Source organism: Allorhizobium ampelinum S4, assembly GCF_000016285.1.
Lineage (GTDB): Bacteria > Pseudomonadota > Alphaproteobacteria > Rhizobiales > Rhizobiaceae > Allorhizobium > Allorhizobium ampelinum.
Map to the genome: position 1 here is coordinate 1,400,040 of NC_011989.1, position 14,139 is coordinate 1,414,178.

Annotated in this window: 16 protein-coding genes; 6 read left to right on the forward strand and 10 right to left on the reverse strand. The window is 56.7% G+C overall.

From position 1 onward, the window contains the following. Positions 1 to 42: 42 nt before the first annotated feature. From speB to rplM, 6 genes are all read right to left on the reverse strand, one after another. The gene (gene speB, locus AVI_RS06545) at positions 43 to 996 is read right to left on the reverse strand and encodes an agmatinase (protein ID WP_015915623.1); all 954 of its coding nucleotides are present in this window, start codon (positions 994 to 996) and stop codon (positions 43 to 45) included. Positions 997 to 1,054: 58 nt separating this feature from the next. Beyond that, on the reverse strand, positions 1,055 to 1,900 hold the full coding sequence (locus AVI_RS06550) for a hypothetical protein (protein WP_015915624.1): 846 nt from the start codon (positions 1,898 to 1,900) through the stop codon (positions 1,055 to 1,057). A 118-nt stretch (positions 1,901 to 2,018) separates the two neighbouring features. Further along, complete coding sequence (locus tag AVI_RS06555) at positions 2,019 to 2,864, reverse strand: CgeB family protein (protein WP_015915625.1); 846 nt, start codon at positions 2,862 to 2,864, stop codon at positions 2,019 to 2,021. A gap of 71 nt (positions 2,865 to 2,935) precedes the next feature. After that, the gene (locus tag AVI_RS06560; RefSeq protein WP_041696434.1) at positions 2,936 to 3,268 is read right to left on the reverse strand and encodes an antibiotic biosynthesis monooxygenase family protein; all 333 of its coding nucleotides are present in this window, start codon (positions 3,266 to 3,268) and stop codon (positions 2,936 to 2,938) included. A gap of 145 nt (positions 3,269 to 3,413) precedes the next feature. Then, on the reverse strand, positions 3,414 to 3,881 hold the full coding sequence (rpsI, locus tag AVI_RS06565) for a 30S ribosomal protein S9 (protein ID WP_015915627.1): 468 nt from the start codon (positions 3,879 to 3,881) through the stop codon (positions 3,414 to 3,416). Positions 3,882 to 3,883: 2 nt separating this feature from the next. Next, positions 3,884 to 4,348, reverse strand: a complete 465-nt coding sequence (rplM, locus tag AVI_RS06570) for a 50S ribosomal protein L13 (protein ID WP_015915628.1) — start codon at positions 4,346 to 4,348, stop codon at positions 3,884 to 3,886. 166 nt (positions 4,349 to 4,514) lie between these two features. Here rplM and AVI_RS31030 point away from each other — a divergent pair, with 166 nt between their 5' ends. Together AVI_RS31030 and AVI_RS06575 are read left to right on the forward strand one after the other, a co-directional pair. Next, on the forward strand, positions 4,515 to 4,673 hold the full coding sequence (locus AVI_RS31030) for a hypothetical protein (protein WP_156597737.1): 159 nt from the start codon (positions 4,515 to 4,517) through the stop codon (positions 4,671 to 4,673). A gap of 900 nt (positions 4,674 to 5,573) precedes the next feature. Beyond that, a complete protein-coding gene (locus tag AVI_RS06575; RefSeq protein WP_015915630.1) occupies positions 5,574 to 6,038 on the forward strand; it encodes a CoA-binding protein in 465 nt (154 codons plus the stop codon). A gap of 81 nt (positions 6,039 to 6,119) precedes the next feature. On the opposite strand, the gene AVI_RS06580 is transcribed toward AVI_RS06575, so the two are convergent. Continuing rightward, the gene (locus tag AVI_RS06580) at positions 6,120 to 6,464 is read right to left on the reverse strand and encodes a hypothetical protein (RefSeq protein WP_322267438.1); all 345 of its coding nucleotides are present in this window, start codon (positions 6,462 to 6,464) and stop codon (positions 6,120 to 6,122) included. Between the two features lie 242 nt (positions 6,465 to 6,706). On the opposite strand from AVI_RS06580, the gene AVI_RS06585 reads away from it, so the two are divergent. Together AVI_RS06585 and AVI_RS06590 are read left to right on the forward strand one after the other, a co-directional pair. Continuing rightward, entirely contained in the window at positions 6,707 to 7,159 is a 453-nt protein-coding gene (locus AVI_RS06585) for a CoA-binding protein (RefSeq protein WP_015915632.1), read from the forward strand. A gap of 139 nt (positions 7,160 to 7,298) precedes the next feature. Next, positions 7,299 to 8,582, forward strand: a complete 1,284-nt coding sequence (locus AVI_RS06590; protein ID WP_015915633.1) for an O-acetylhomoserine aminocarboxypropyltransferase — start codon at positions 7,299 to 7,301, stop codon at positions 8,580 to 8,582. Positions 8,583 to 8,647: 65 nt separating this feature from the next. On the opposite strand, the gene AVI_RS06595 is transcribed toward AVI_RS06590, so the two are convergent. Next, positions 8,648 to 9,778 (reverse strand): metallophosphoesterase, encoded by a 1,131-nt coding sequence (locus AVI_RS06595; protein WP_015915634.1) that lies wholly within the window; start codon positions 9,776 to 9,778, stop codon positions 8,648 to 8,650. 386 nt (positions 9,779 to 10,164) lie between these two features. On the opposite strand from AVI_RS06595, the gene AVI_RS06600 reads away from it, so the two are divergent. Then, positions 10,165 to 10,509, forward strand: a complete 345-nt coding sequence (locus tag AVI_RS06600) for a cupin domain-containing protein (RefSeq protein WP_015915635.1) — start codon at positions 10,165 to 10,167, stop codon at positions 10,507 to 10,509. Between the two features lie 11 nt (positions 10,510 to 10,520). Here the strand turns inward: AVI_RS06600 and AVI_RS06605 are convergent, their stop codons facing one another. Both AVI_RS06605 and AVI_RS06610 read right to left on the reverse strand, forming a co-directional pair. Further along, positions 10,521 to 11,765 carry a cytochrome P450 gene (locus tag AVI_RS06605; RefSeq protein ID WP_015915636.1) on the reverse strand — a complete coding sequence of 415 codons (1,245 nt, stop codon included), beginning with the start codon at positions 11,763 to 11,765 and terminating at the stop codon, positions 10,521 to 10,523. A 44-nt stretch (positions 11,766 to 11,809) separates the two neighbouring features. Continuing rightward, positions 11,810 to 13,045, reverse strand: a complete 1,236-nt coding sequence (locus tag AVI_RS06610) for a GGDEF domain-containing protein (RefSeq protein ID WP_049777154.1) — start codon at positions 13,043 to 13,045, stop codon at positions 11,810 to 11,812. 396 nt (positions 13,046 to 13,441) lie between these two features. On the opposite strand from AVI_RS06610, the gene clpP reads away from it, so the two are divergent. Beyond that, entirely contained in the window at positions 13,442 to 14,074 is a 633-nt protein-coding gene (clpP, locus tag AVI_RS06615; RefSeq protein ID WP_015915638.1) for an ATP-dependent Clp endopeptidase proteolytic subunit ClpP, read from the forward strand. Positions 14,075 to 14,139 lie beyond the last annotated feature (65 nt).

Below are 14,139 nucleotides of genomic sequence, written 5' to 3' on the forward strand. Positions count from 1 at the left end.
CGCTTTTGCGGATTCAAATCCTGAATTGCTTGAATCAGTTTATCAACCAGATCGCGCCAGTCGTTCAGCGCGCAGACCCAGCATATACATCGCCACCGTTGCCCCCGCAATGGCAGTGATATCAGCATGGTCATAGGCGGGTGCCACCTCGACTATATCGGCTCCTCTTATGTCGAGCGGATGAAGGTTTTGCAGAACTGAGAGGATTTTTGCGCTGGATGGTCCACCTGCGACCGGCGTGCCGGTGCCGGGGGCAAAAGCAGGGTCGAGGCAATCGATGTCGAAGGTGAGATAAGCGGGTTGGCCCGCCGTATGTTCGAGGATCAGCGCTGCGATCTCGGCAGCGCGCATCTCCTCCACCTGATGACCGTAGAGCATGCGGATGCCGCAATCGTCAGGCGCATGGGTGCGGATGCCAATCTGGATCGAACGGGACGGGACGATCAGGCCCTCGCGCACCGCCCGCCCGACGAAGGAACCATGGTCGATCCGGTTTCCGTCATCGAACCAGGTGTCCTGATGGGCATCGAATTGCACCAGCGCCAGAGGGCCATGTTTGGCGACATGGGCCTTCAGCAGAGGCCAGGTGATGAAATGGTCGCCGCCAAGCGTCAGCAGGAAATTCGCCTTTGAGAGAATATCGGCCGCTTCCTTTTCAATGGTCGCTGGTGTTTCCCAATGGTTGCCATAGTCCAGACGGCAATCGCCGTAATCCACGGTGGGCATGGCCGCGAACAGGTCGCGCTCGAACGGATATTGCGGGTCATTGTCGAAAATGGCTGAGGCACGTCGAATCGCCTGTGGCCCGAATCGGGCGCCTGGCCGGTTGGAGGTGGCGGCATCGAAGGGAATGCCCCAGACCGCGGTGTCCACCCCATCCAGCAGTTTGGTATAGCGCCTGCGCATGAAGGAGAGCACCCCGGCATAGGTCGGGTCGGTGGCTGCCGATGTGAGATCGGTTGCCGTGAAGGCGTGGTCTATGGATTTATCTGCCAAGGTATTTGATCCGCGTCAGCTGTTCGATGCGGCAATCCTATAGAGGCCTCGGCCTCAGTCAAAGCAGCATTTGCGTGAACGCCGTCTGTGGATAGGGCGTGATGGCGTCGCGGGCGATGATGCGCTGCCGTGCGAGCCTTTCCGGGTCGCGCACCAGCTTTTCCGTGACATCGATGAGATTGTCATAGGTTGCGGCAACGATGCCCTGCGCAAATCGCTCCTCGATGTGTGTCGCCTGTCCGTTGACCTCACCGACAACAGGCACGCCGTTGCTGAGGAGATAAAAGACCCGCACGACCTCGAAAATCTGTGCGTCGAAAAAATGCATGTTCAATACGGTTTTGGAACGGGCGATCCAAATGTCACGGTCGCGCCCATAGGCGTTGAACATGCGCTTGACGGCAAGGCCCCTGTCGCGCAAACCATCGATGATGGCGGCACGCCGGTCGTTCATCGAGCCATAGAACAGCACGTCGATATCCTGGCGCGGCGCGGGCGTAATGCGATCCAGTTCCTTCTGGAAGCCCAATTGCAGATATTTGGCTGGCCGTCCGCCGATCTGGCTCAGGATTTCGATATTGGCCCGGCTATAATCCCAGATTTCCAATCCGGTCTCAAGCCAGGTGAGAATGCGCTCACGTACCGGCGCATCAATCGCCGAGAGCGGTTCGGCATTGACGATGATCGTGTTTGGCTTGAGATCGGCTATATCTTGGGGCGTCAGCAGATGGGCGCCGAAAATGATGTTGATTGCGTCATGCGCGAAGGCGTTAAAATTCACCATCGACTGATGCCCCAGCGCTCGCAGCGAATAGCCCAGTGCCTCAGCGACTTCCACGAAAGCCATGGAGTGTATGAAGCCGTCAGGCCTCACGATGCAGATATTGTATTTTTCAGAACTCATGTCACCGACCAGCTGTTACGAGGCCGTGATGCACGCTCGGTGCATGACGGTAAGGGCTGTGACCATGGCGCAGCTGGCTTTCGTAAACCTGTAGGCCGTCCATTTCTACCATCAGACATCAAAGAAGCTGTTGGGTGAAGGTCACTTGCGGATGACGCTTGATGGCGTCGCGGGCCAGGATGCGTTGTTTCTCGAGCCTGGCAGCATCACGCACCAGCTGTTCCGTAACGTCGATCAGATCACCATAGGGTGCGGCGACGATGCCCTGCGCAAACCGCTCATCAATCAGCGTTTCCGGTCCATTCACTTCGCCGACGACGGCCACGCCATTGATGAGCAGATAGAACACCCGCACGACTTCGAAAATCTGCGATTCCAGCAGATGCATGTTCAAAACCACTTTGGACCTGGCGATCCAGGCATCGCGCTCGCGTCCATACACATCGAACAGATGCTCGATGACAAGCCCTCGGGCTTGCAAGCCGTAGAGAATCTCTGCGCGACGTTCATTCATGGAGCCATAAAAAAGCACGTCGATATCCCGCACCGGTGCAGGCGCTATACGGTCCAGTTCTTTCTGAAAGCCCAATTGCAGATATTTGACGGGCCGCCCACCGATTCGGTTGAGGATCTCGATATTTGCGGGACTGTAATCCCAGATTTCCAAACCGGCATTGAGGCAGATGAGAACCCGCTCACGTGTCCGTTCTGAAGTTGCAGATAGCGGTTCGGCATTGACGATGATCGTGCTCGGATGAAGGCTGTGAAGGTCCTGCAAGGGGAGGAGATGCGCCCCAAAGATGATGTTGACGGTGTCGTCGGTCACTCTGTTGACTGAAAGGGCCGTCGGATACCCCAATTCTTTCAAGGAATAGTCGAGGGCCTCGGCGACTTCCTCGAAGGCTTTCGAGTGTCCGAAGCCTTTCGGCTCCACGATGCAAATATTGTAAGGCCGTTTTATCATCTTCAATTCCAAGGTTCCGCCTGCGTCACCGGTCAAACTGAAGCCAGTGGCAATCGGTAATCCTTGCTGTGTCAGGCTTTCGCAAAGCTGTAGGACCGCTCCACTTTTGCCACGCGCACCTCATAGCGGCTATACCATTCCGCACGGCCCTGGTTTTGCGCTGCCAGATGATCCACGACCTTTTTCCAGGCCCGGATCGAGTCTTCATCGCTCCAGTAGGAATTGGTTATGCCGAACCCGGTCGCATCGCGGGCGGATTCCACACCGAGAAAGCCTGGCTGCTGGCTGGCAAGCGTCACCATGGCCTCTGCCATGTCATCGTAGCCATTGCTGACTTCGGTTCTGACCGAGGAAAAACAGACGACGTAGTAAGGGGGAGAAGGCAGTTTGGCAAAACCGGACATCACGGGCGACTCTCTGTTGGGTTGAGGCATGGCGTGTTGTCAATTTGCTCCTTCAGCCGAAATAGACAAATTCAAATTGATGATCGATCATAAAAAAAGCGGAGCCGAAGCCCCGCTTTTCCAATGTAAAATTCCAGAAGCGCGATTAGCGCTTGGAGAACTGGAAGGACCGGCGAGCTTTTGCCTTGCCGTACTTCTTACGTTCAACAACGCGGCTATCGCGGGTCAGGAAGCCACCCTTCTTCAGAACCGAGCGCAGGCCCGGTTCGAAGTAGGTGAGTGCCTTGGAAATGCCGTGACGCACAGCGCCAGCCTGGCCGGACAGACCACCACCGGTCACGGTGGCGATAACGTCGAACTGACCGGTGCGAGCAGCAGCAACGACAGGCTGCTGCAGAATCATCTGCAGAACCGGACGGGCGAAGTAAACCGGGAAATCGCGGCCATTGACCGTGATCTTGCCAGTGCCGGGCTTGACCCAGACGCGGGCAATTGCGTTCTTGCGCTTGCCAGTCGCGTAAGCGCGGCCTTGAGCGTCGACCTTACGGACGTGAACGGGAGCCGAAGCTTCCTGCGCAGTGCCGAGATCCTTCAGGGAAGAGAGGTCAGCCATACTTAGGCGCTCCTTACGTTCTTGCTGTTCAGCTTGGCCACGTCGAGAGCGACAGGCTGCTGGGCTTCGTGGGGGTGGGCGGACCCGGCGTAAACGCGCAGGTTCTTCATCTGGCGACGGCCAAGCGGACCGCGGGGAATCATGCGCTCGACAGCCTTTTCAAGAACGCGCTCCGGGAAGCGGCCTTCGATGATCTGGCGCGCCGTGCGTTCCTTGATGCCACCCGGATAGCCGGTGTGCCAGTAATAGGTCTTGTCGGTGTATTTCTTGCCGGTCAGGACAACCTTTTCGGCATTGATGACGATGACATTGTCGCCATCATCGACGTGGGGAGTGTACGTGACCTTGTGCTTGCCACGCAGATAGGTGGCGATCACGGTGGCGAGGCGACCAACAACGAGCCCTTCGGCGTCGATGATGACCCACTTCTTCTCCACCTCTGCAGGCTTCTGAACGAAGGTAGACATGAGGTTCAACTTTCTTTTGGACCCTTTCAGCCGTTAACGGCCGGTCGGGCGTTTCTTGTTGCTTGTCTTGTGCGCTTTCACACGCACAAAAAGAATGCGGTCCATAGGGCCGCAAGCTGCCGGCTTTATAGTCGCGGTGCCGGGTTCGGTCAAGGATGGTTGCTTGATGGCGGAGTTCGAAAAATCCATAGAAAACAGAGGATTAGATGTGTGGTATTATTTTACCGCAAAATACTTTGCCGTCTTGTCTGGATTTCGGCCTTTTCCGTGGTGCAATCGGCTGGGCGGTCATGCTGAACTCGCCAACTGCTCTATGACGCTATGAGGCGCGCTTGTCTTTTTCCTCTCGGACGAGGGCGGGGAGCTCCGTGTTTGATGCCTGCTTCCTCCTGGAGAAGACATGAGGTGGTTGCTTCGTTTTGAGACAAGCCACTCTGTTATTTCGCCTTGTTTCTAGATAATTAATTTTCAATCAAGAGTAGTATAAACTTAACTCTGACATACGTAACCCGAGGCTATTGCGTTAACGCAGGCTTACGCAAGTGGGTTGATCGACAATCAAATCGATTTAAATTCTAGTGCGTCTAGCGGCATTATAAGTAAAATAATTTTTGCCTAAAACTACTTGTAATCATTAGGGAATTCAATGTTTGAGAGTGCTAAAATGCAAGTGAACAAAAAAAGAATATTAAGTGAACATAAAGGCATTAGACTTCATTGATGTGATGGTTATCACATCAAGCTTGAAAATTCCCTTAAAAAGAGCATACTAATGATAGCGATAACATGACGACCGCTTCACTGTCTCCTCTGGAGGTGGAGGGGTATTGGTGCGTCTTTATCTCAAGGGTTGTATTCGGCGTTTCCGATTCTGGGTCGGCAGAGGGATGGTTGTGCAAAGAAAGGTTACTTAATCGGGAAATGATGGCGCGAATGGGAGCGCGTAATGTGTCATTGCGGGACTTTACGTCTTTGCAAACAGTTAAGCCAAATTTGCTATCCTGCGACCGGGACCTAGAGTTTGCCTTAGGAAGAGTGGAGCCCGGTTTTCCTGAAAAGACAAACGACAGCACGAGAGCAAAGCATATCTTCAGGGTAGCTTTTCATGCTTTGAATTTTTGTTTTGCTGCATGTCGTCATCGCAAAACCGCTGCCCACTTTTAAGCGACAGGTTTTAGGGACGGATTGTCTGGAGAAACGGCTGTCAAGCCGGGAAGGATAAGCCATGAACCACGACCATTATTCCGATGACTATCTCTGCAAGATTCTGGCGCGCACCCACACCGTCGCGCTGGTTGGAGCGTCCGCACGCGATGACCGGCCCAGCCATTGGGTGCTCGGTTTTTTGCTCGGCAAGGGCTATCAGGTCTTCCCCGTGAATCCGGCGCTTGCTGGCACCACGATTCTTGGTCGCCCTGTGCATGCACGCCTTGCCGATATAGGGGTGCCGATCGATCTCATCGATGTGTTTCGCCGCTCGGAATCCCTCAGTGAGGTGGTGGATGAAGCCCTGGCGCTGGAGAGACGACCAAAAGCGATTTGGGGTCAATTGGGTGTCCGCGATGATGACGCGGCGGCAAAAGCCGAGGCGGCAGGCATCGCTGTCGTGATGAACCGAGCGCTGGTCGCGGAATATCCGCTGGTCTACCACGCCAGTCATATTGCCCATCGCTCCCCCACCGCCGCCTGATACCAAGCTGCACCAACGATAATCGCGCTGCCTTGCGCGATTATCGCCGTCTTGCGGGCTTATCCACGGGCTGCTTGTCGCTCAGAGGGAGTAATGCGGAACGAAGCGGATAAAGCCGTCCTGCAGGTTGTCCACCGGTTTGCAGTTCAGCACCGGGCAGGCAGGGTTGTCGCGTGTCGGTACTGTGGCGCGTTCGGCATACTCGCCTGGCGAACAGGAATTGGTGTTGCGAACGTAGCGATCATAAAGCGCCATGCCCGGCACCCGCTTCGAGGGATAGCGTAGAACGGCAGCCCCCTGGTCTCGCAGGATTTGCCGGACATTTTCGCAGGCAAGCGTGGTCGAGTTGTAGCGCTCTATCGCCAGTGCACTGCTACCCCATAAAGAAATAGCAACGCAAAAACCTAGTCGTATCATTGGGTTCATTGGAATATCTCCATCAAAAAGCATTTGCCAATGCCTATAGCATGTCGCGTGATTCCGGATTCACCCGACATGTTATAGGTTTTTGTTTTCGCATGTCTTTTTCTCAAAACCGCCGCACACTTTCGGGTGACGTGCTGTATATCCTCTTCTTAACTGGGGCGCTTTCGCTTACGATCAAGACAGGGCGCAGTTCCAAAGGATCACAGGAGCTACTCATGCAGTAGCGTCTTGGGGAGAATGACATGCAGCATGACGTTTATGAGAGCGATTATCTCAGGACCATTCTGGAAACGGTCAAGATCATTGCTCTGACCGGGGCTTCGCCCAATCCGGCGCGGCCAAGCCATGGGGTCATGCATTTTCTGCTGAACCATGGCTACCGCGTTATTCCGGTCAATCCGGGGCAGGCGGGAAAGGACATTCTGAGGCAGACTGTTTTTGCGTCGCTTGGGGACATTCCCGAGCCCGTCGATATGATCGATGTGTTCCGCGCCTCCGAATATCTGCCCGCAGTGGTGGATGAAGCCTTGGGACTCAAGCATTTGCCGAAGGTGATCTGGGCTCAGCTTGGCGTGCGCGACGACCAAGCCGCCGCCCGCGCCGAAGCAGCCGGGATCAAGGTGGTGATGAACCGCTGCCCGGCCATCGAATATCCGAGAATTTTTCAAGGGACACTGGAGCCGGACAGGCATTAGGCTGATCGGATAAGAGATCTATAGGCATCAAACGATTGTGCAATTGTCCAAAAAAGCCAGGACGTTCAAACAGGGCATGAGGTAGCGTTTCATCGGCATCGGTGTAATGCTCTGCCGCAATATTTCAGGGAGGATAACCATGGCAAACAACAATCCGGGCTTTGCGACGCTGGCCGTACATGCCGGTGCGCAGCCGGACCCGGCGACCGGCGCACGTACGACGCCGATCTACCAGACGACGGCCTTTGTGTTTGAAAATACCGATCACGCCGCCGCCCTGTTCGGCCTCAAGCAATTCGGCAATATCTATACAAGGATCATGAACCCGACCCAGGGCGTGCTGGAAGAGCGGGTGGCTGCTCTGGAAGGTGGCACGGCGGCATTGGCGGTGGCATCGGGACATGCCGCGCAGATGCTAGTCTTCCATACTCTGATGCAGCCGGGGGATAATTTTGTTGCCGCCAAAAAGCTCTATGGCGGATCGATCAACCAGTTCGGTCACGCCTTCCAGAATTTCGGCTGGCAGGTGCGCTGGGCCGATACCGACAATCCGGCAAGCTTTGAGGCGCAGATCGACGAGCGAACCAAGGCGATCTTCATCGAAAGCCTTGCCAATCCCGGTGGTACATTCGTCGATATTGCCGCGATTGCCGATGTTGCACGACGCCACGGCCTACCGCTGATCGTCGATAATACCATGGCCAGCCCTTATCTGGTCCGGCCTCTGGAATACGGTGCCGATATCGTCGTGCATTCCGCCACCAAATTTCTCGGCGGCCATGGCAATTCCATGGGCGGCGTGATCGTCGATGGCGGCACGTTCGACTGGTCGCAATCGGACAAGTTTCCGAGCCTGTCGCAGCCGCGCAGCGAATATGGCGATGTGGTTCTGCATGACGCCTTCGGCAATATGGCATTTGCCATTGCCTGCCGGGTGCTCGGTCTGCGTGACCTGGGACCGGCGATTGCGCCGATGAATGCCTTCCTCATCCTGACAGGCATCGAAACCTTGCCGCTGCGCATGCAGCGCCACTGCGACAACGCCCTCAAGGTCGCCCACTGGCTGAAGGCCCATGCCAAAGTCTCCTGGGTGCATTATGCGGGCCTGCCTGACGATCCGAACCATGCGCTGCAACAGCGCTACGCGCCGAGAGGCGCTGGCGCCGTTTTCACCTTCGGGCTGAAAGGCGGCTATGAGGCGGGCAAGACGCTGGTGGAAGGATTGCAGCTGTTTTCCCATCTTGCCAATATCGGCGATACCCGCTCGCTGGTCATTCATCCTGCCTCGACCACCCACGCCCAATTAACCCCGGAGCAGCAGGTGGCGGCCGGTGCCGGGCCGGAGGTCGTGCGCCTGTCCATCGGCATCGAGGACCCCGACGATATCATCGCCGATCTTCATCAGGCCTTGTCAAAACTCTGATGGGGCTTGCTGACGATGGGTGCTTTCAGAGCATTTCAGCGTTTCCGTGGAAAAGCTGAAATGCTCTAAATCCCGCCAGGCGCCTTCGCTTTCAGGGTAATCCTCGTCAGTTCTGACGGCACGCCGAGCCGGAGTGCAAAGCCGGGCCAGAGCGCTGTCCCATTGTTCACATAGAGCGTCATGCCACCGATGCCGTAGCGGCCTGAAACAAAGCCGTTATTGGCACGGGCGACCAGCCGGTCAAGGCCCAGAACCATGCCGCCATGCGTATGACCCGACAGTTGAAGAGCTATCCCTGACGCGGCCGCCTTGGCTGCCGACATCGGCTGATGGTCGAGGAGAATGATCGGCGCATCTGCAGGCGTCCCCTGGAGCGCCGCTGCGAGGTCCGGGGCTGGTGCGCCGTGCGCGGCGGCGGAGCGATCCGTGACGCCTGCCAAGGCGAGTTTTGCATCGCCTTTTGTGATCACAGCATGGGCGTTCGAGAGCATGTTCATCTTCAAGGTCGCGAGATGGGCCATCCAGCCCTGGAAATTGAAGAAGTATTCGTGGTTGCCAGGAATGGCGTAGACGCCGTCGCGCGCCCGCAAGTTTGCAAGCGGTGCGACATCATCCTGCCGGCTGGCAACGTCACCGTCGATAAAGTCTCCGGTGATGACGATGAGGTCGGCATCGAGCCCGTTGGTTTTCGATACGACCTCCTCGGTCCAGCGGGCGGGGAACAGGCGGCTGATGTGGAGATCGGTCAGTTGCACGATGCGGTAGCCGTCAAATGCCGGTGGTAGTCCTGCAATTGGAATTTCGATGTCCTTTAACGGCGGCACCCGGATTGCCTGGCTGACCGCGTATGCGGAAAGGCACAGCGCTACGCCTCCAAGGGCATATCGCAGACTGGCCGGAATCGACGGGAAATTGCCCTTGAACAGCATGATCACAAGGGAAATAACGTCCAGCACGATCTGGAACACGGCGAGCAGGATGATCGCGCCAAACAGGAGATTGAACGCGATGATCAGCGGGCGCGGGAACTCGGGCGAAAACACCGAACCGGACGAGAGGCGGCTGAAGAAATGATATTGCGAGGCGATCAACAGGAGAACTGCCAGCGCCACCTTCGCCGACCAGATCCAGGGCAAGGGCTGGATGAAGCGGATGGCGACGACCAGCCAGGGAAGTCCAAAAATCAGATGAAACATCAATTCTATTCTTTCGGGGTGTAGACGGGCAACGCGACCTGTTCCGTGCTGTTGTTTCCGGCTTCTTAACTGTCACGATCGGATGTCGCAGCATGTAGCGACTTGATTTGGTCAAGGCCTTGAATGTTGTTCGCACCAGTCCGTTAGACAAGAGCGTATCGACTACAACGGTGAAAACACCAATCTGGATCTCTGCTGCTGCATGAGTCTTTAAACGGGTTATGGCTGTAGACGGAAATCATGCAGCTTGCTGCCGTACAGATACGGAAATCGCTGTCTTGGTGGAGACATTTGGCGCAGCCAAGTCTATTCTGCAATCAAATCAGCATTGCCGACAATTGATGGCATTGATGAACCCCATTTAATGGATGTGCGAGACAGAGATCATGATCACATCGCTTCGCTTCGATTTGTCCGCCGTTCAACCGGAAGAGGGCGCTCCCGCCCCGGACAGGCTGGTCGCTGGAGATCCGCGCTTCCTGACCTGGAGTATCGATGAGCCCGGTCAAGGGCTCTATGCCGGTGTCTGGCAATCCACACCTGGCACGTGGCGGATCGTCTACGACGAATGGGAATATTTTTCCGTTTTGGAAGGCTATTCTATCGTCACGGAAGACGGTGGTGAGCCGATGCATCTGCGCAAGGGTGACAGGATGATTCTGCGGCCCGGCTTCACGGGACTTTGGGAAGTGGTGGAAACCACGACGAAGGATTACGTCGTTCGGTTTTGAGGCGGCTGCCGTTACCAGACGAGATCGAGCTTTTCCAACCCGTGGAAATGATAGAGATCCTTGACTTTTGGGGTGCCTGCCAGCGCCAGACCTGGCAGGCGCTGGAACAGCAGCGGCAGCACCAGTGACAGTTCCAGCCGGGCGAGTGGCGCACCGATGCAGAAATGAATGCCGGCGCCGAAAGAAAGATTGGCACCGTCATTGCGCTGCGGCTTGAAGGCCAGTGGATCTGGAAATTTGCGTGGGTCGAGATTGGCGGCGGCCAAGATCAGGCCGATCTTATCGCCTTGGCTGAAGGAGACGCCATCGATCTCGCAAGGCTCCAGGCAATAGCGCTGAAAAATATGCACCGGCGCGCAGATCCGCAGACATTCCTCGACCGTCCGCTCGGTGGCGGCTGTATCGCCAAACAACCCTGTTGGGTCCAAGCCGCTTTCGAGAATGATCCGCACTGCATTGCCGATCTGGTGGACGGTCGCTTCATGTCCCGCATTGAGCAGGACCACGGTCGTTGAGATCAGCTCGTCATCGGTGAGATACTGGCCCTTATGCTCGGTATGGATCATGTGGCTGAGCAGGTCGTCACGCGGCTCGCTGCGGCGCTCGGCAATGACACCGCGCAGATAATCGGAAAACTCCCGGGCCGCGCGCTCGGCGGCATCCTCATGGGCGCGGGTGCGGTTGAACACATACATGCCGACATAATCATGGCTCCAGGCCAGCAATTGCGGCCCCATCTCGTCGGGAATGCCGATCATCCTGGCAATCATTGTCACCGGAATGATTTCGGCGAAGGAAGACAGCAATTCCGTTTTGCCTTGCGCTTCGAAATCATCGATCAAGCTGTTGGCGAGCGCGAGAATATCCGGCGTCATTTTCTCGACATGGCGGGACACGAACGCGCGGTTAACCAGCGTGCGCAGCCGCGTATGTTCCGGGGGCTCCAGTTCCAGCAGTGACCAGGCCTCGGCAGCATCGAAGGCTCTCGTATGGGCGGCAGGCTCCGGCCAGCCCAGCTCTTCACGGCTGGCGATCTGAAGGATCTGCCGACCGAACCGCTTGTCGCGCAACAAACCATTGACCAGATCGTAACCGGTGAAAAACCATTGCTGCTGTTCACGCCAGAAAAATGTCGGCGCCTGGGCATGCAGCATGGCATAGACCGCATTCGGAGCTTCGAAAAAACCGGGATGACCCGTGTCGAGACTGACCGATCTCTGGTGGGGATCGACGGAGAAAAACGAGGAGTGCGGCATGATCGGTTCGTGGATGCTTTCTTGACGAGGCTGAAACAGCCTCCTCACTCGAGATGTTGCTGTGTCGAACGCTGGCTGAGACGGCGCAGGGCTGCGACCTGACGGTCTGCTTCATTGTCGATTGCCGCCGGTGTGCCGCGTTCCTCGTTGGGCGTCAGGCAAAAAACGGTTTCCCCGCGTGCCACGGCAGTTCTGTTACGGCCATCTGCCTTGGCCGTATAGAGGCCATGATCGGCCTGACGCATGGCTGTATCGAAGTCGAAGGCCTCGACAGTGGCCGCTGAGAGGCCAATGCTGGTGGTCAGCCTGACAACGCCCTGTTCTGTGGTGATCGGTGTTGAGGCAATCATGTAGCGGATCCGCTCGGCAACACCGGCAGCTTGGCGCAGGTCCGCAACAGCCATGACGGCGCAGAATTCCTCGCCGCCGGAGCGGGCGAAAATCGCGTCATTGCCAAGCGCGCCACCTGTCATCTGCGCAAAGCTGGACAAGACAGTATCGCCCGCCTGATGGCCGAATGTATCATTGATATGTTTGAAATAATCGAGATCGAACACCAGAAGTGCCAGAAGCCGGTCTCTGGCGACCGTGTGTTTCAGCTCGCCTACGGTTTCGATCAGACCACGCCGGTTCAGCGCGCCGGTGAGGGGATCGGTGCGCGACAATTGCTTCAGTTCCCGTTCGTTCCGGTCCATGACGATTCGGGCCAGAAGCACCATGGCCGACACCAGGCAGACAATGACGAACAGGCCGATATAATCGCTGAGGGCAACCTCGTGCTGGCCTTCCGGCATGCCGATCAGGCTGGCGGAACCGATCACCGCACATGACAGCGCTTGCAGGCTCCACAAGGCCGCGAGCATCCGACGATATTTCCGTGCTGTCATGCGTGACGTCATGGCCGTGACCGCGAGCATCACGAAACAAAGCATGCTGGCAAATTGATGGGTCGCCAGACGATAGGCGTAGGTGTCCCGTATGATCGGATGGATCAGGACGAGGCCCCAGAGCAGCAGCGGTGCCGCGATCCACCAGCCGGGTTTGCGCCCGTCAAACAGCCGCAACGCGCAGATCCAGAAACAGAAGCCGCACAGCACAATGGCATTGCCGCCGTAAATTGCCACAGGCGGCGGCAGGTCGTTGCGAAGCGCGATCAGCATTGCGCCAATGCCGTGACAGGCAAACCCGATGGCCATGTAACCATAATAGCGATGCCGTGGCGCGCGCAGCCATATGGTGATCAGCAGGACCGCCAGCGTGATTGCCTGGGTCCCCCACATCAAAAAAGCTGTCTTGATGTCGAGCAAGGCGGTCGGCCCTCGTCACATTCTGGTTTTATGCTTCCGAACGAAAGCCGGGATGGTCTCTCGGCGATCATAATCGATTTTTTCTTTTGGTTGCAAATTCCGATTGGACCTATCACGCCCTATTCACCATGTTGCCGATTTTCTGTGTATGGCTTGGCTGGGCAAGCCGCCGCCCACGGGTCGCTTTCGGTAAAACAGCGAGAATGCGAGAACCAATCCATGCAAGCGATTAAGGATATCGTGTGCTCGCGTCTTGAAGTGTTGGGGGCGAACACTCTATGTAGGGATTGACAGCATTTGAATTGATTCCCTCAGCCCGGATCGGCATCGGGCCTGACAGGCTTCGGGAATGGGTTGAAAAGGACGGACATGAGAAATCCAGTTGATACCGCCATGGCTCTGGTGCCTATGGTTGTGGAGCAGACCAATCGCGGCGAACGGTCCTACGACATCTACTCGCGTCTGTTGAAGGAGCGTATCATTTTCCTGACCGGACCGGTCGAGGATCATATGGCGTCGCTTGTCTGCGCCCAGTTGCTGTTTCTGGAAGCGGAAAATCCGAAGAAGGAAATCGCGATCTACATCAATTCTCCCGGCGGTGTCGTGACTGCTGGCATGGCGATCTACGATACGATGCAGTTCATCCGTCCGGCCGTCTCGACGCTGTGCGTCGGCCAGGCCGCCTCGATGGGGTCGCTGCTTCTGGCGGCCGGCGAAAAGGGCATGCGCTTTGCGACCCCCAACGCCCGCATCATGGTGCATCAGCCGTCCGGCGGTTTCCAGGGTCAGGCCTCCGACATCGAACGTCATGCCCGCGACATCATCAAGATGAAGCGTCGCTTGAACGAGGTTTATGTCAAGCACACTGGCCGCACGCTGGAAGAAGTCGAGCACACGCTTGACCGCGACCACTTCATGGAATCCACGGAAGCCAAGGATTGGGGTCTGATCGACAAGATCCTGACGACGCGCTCCGAAATCGAAGGGGTAACGCCTTCTTGATGTCTTTTGGCGGTGGGCTTTCGATGGAAACGCAAGGCCGGATCCATCCAGGGGGTTTAAACTGC

Bases quoted from the DNA above. Each gene is read 5' to 3' on its own strand.
- AVI_RS06600 (WP_015915635.1), top strand. From the start codon at position 10,165: ATGATCACATCGCTTCGCTTCGATTTGTCCGCCGTTCAACCGGAAGAG.
- AVI_RS06575 (WP_015915630.1), top strand. From the start codon at position 5,574: ATGAACCACGACCATTATTCCGATGACTATCTCTGCAAGATTCTGGCG.
- AVI_RS06610 (WP_049777154.1), bottom strand. From the start codon at position 13,045: ATGTGGGGGACCCAGGCAATCACGCTGGCGGTCCTGCTGATCACCATA.
- AVI_RS06580 (WP_322267438.1), bottom strand. From the start codon at position 6,464: ATGAACCCAATGATACGACTAGGTTTTTGCGTTGCTATTTCTTTATGG.
- AVI_RS06595 (WP_015915634.1), bottom strand. From the start codon at position 9,778: ATGTTTCATCTGATTTTTGGACTTCCCTGGCTGGTCGTCGCCATCCGC.
- AVI_RS06590 (WP_015915633.1), top strand. From the start codon at position 7,299: ATGGCAAACAACAATCCGGGCTTTGCGACGCTGGCCGTACATGCCGGT.
- AVI_RS06550 (WP_015915624.1), bottom strand. From the start codon at position 1,900: ATGAGTTCTGAAAAATACAATATCTGCATCGTGAGGCCTGACGGCTTC.
- rplM (WP_015915628.1), bottom strand. From the start codon at position 4,348: ATGTCTACCTTCGTTCAGAAGCCTGCAGAGGTGGAGAAGAAGTGGGTC.
- AVI_RS06560 (WP_041696434.1), bottom strand. From the start codon at position 3,268: ATGTCCGGTTTTGCCAAACTGCCTTCTCCCCCTTACTACGTCGTCTGT.
- AVI_RS31030 (WP_156597737.1), top strand. From the start codon at position 4,515: ATGGCGGAGTTCGAAAAATCCATAGAAAACAGAGGATTAGATGTGTGG.
- AVI_RS06585 (WP_015915632.1), top strand. From the start codon at position 6,707: ATGCAGCATGACGTTTATGAGAGCGATTATCTCAGGACCATTCTGGAA.
- rpsI (WP_015915627.1), bottom strand. From the start codon at position 3,881: ATGGCTGACCTCTCTTCCCTGAAGGATCTCGGCACTGCGCAGGAAGCT.
- AVI_RS06555 (WP_015915625.1), bottom strand. From the start codon at position 2,864: ATGATAAAACGGCCTTACAATATTTGCATCGTGGAGCCGAAAGGCTTC.
- AVI_RS06605 (WP_015915636.1), bottom strand. From the start codon at position 11,765: ATGCCGCACTCCTCGTTTTTCTCCGTCGATCCCCACCAGAGATCGGTC.
- clpP (WP_015915638.1), top strand. From the start codon at position 13,442: ATGAGAAATCCAGTTGATACCGCCATGGCTCTGGTGCCTATGGTTGTG.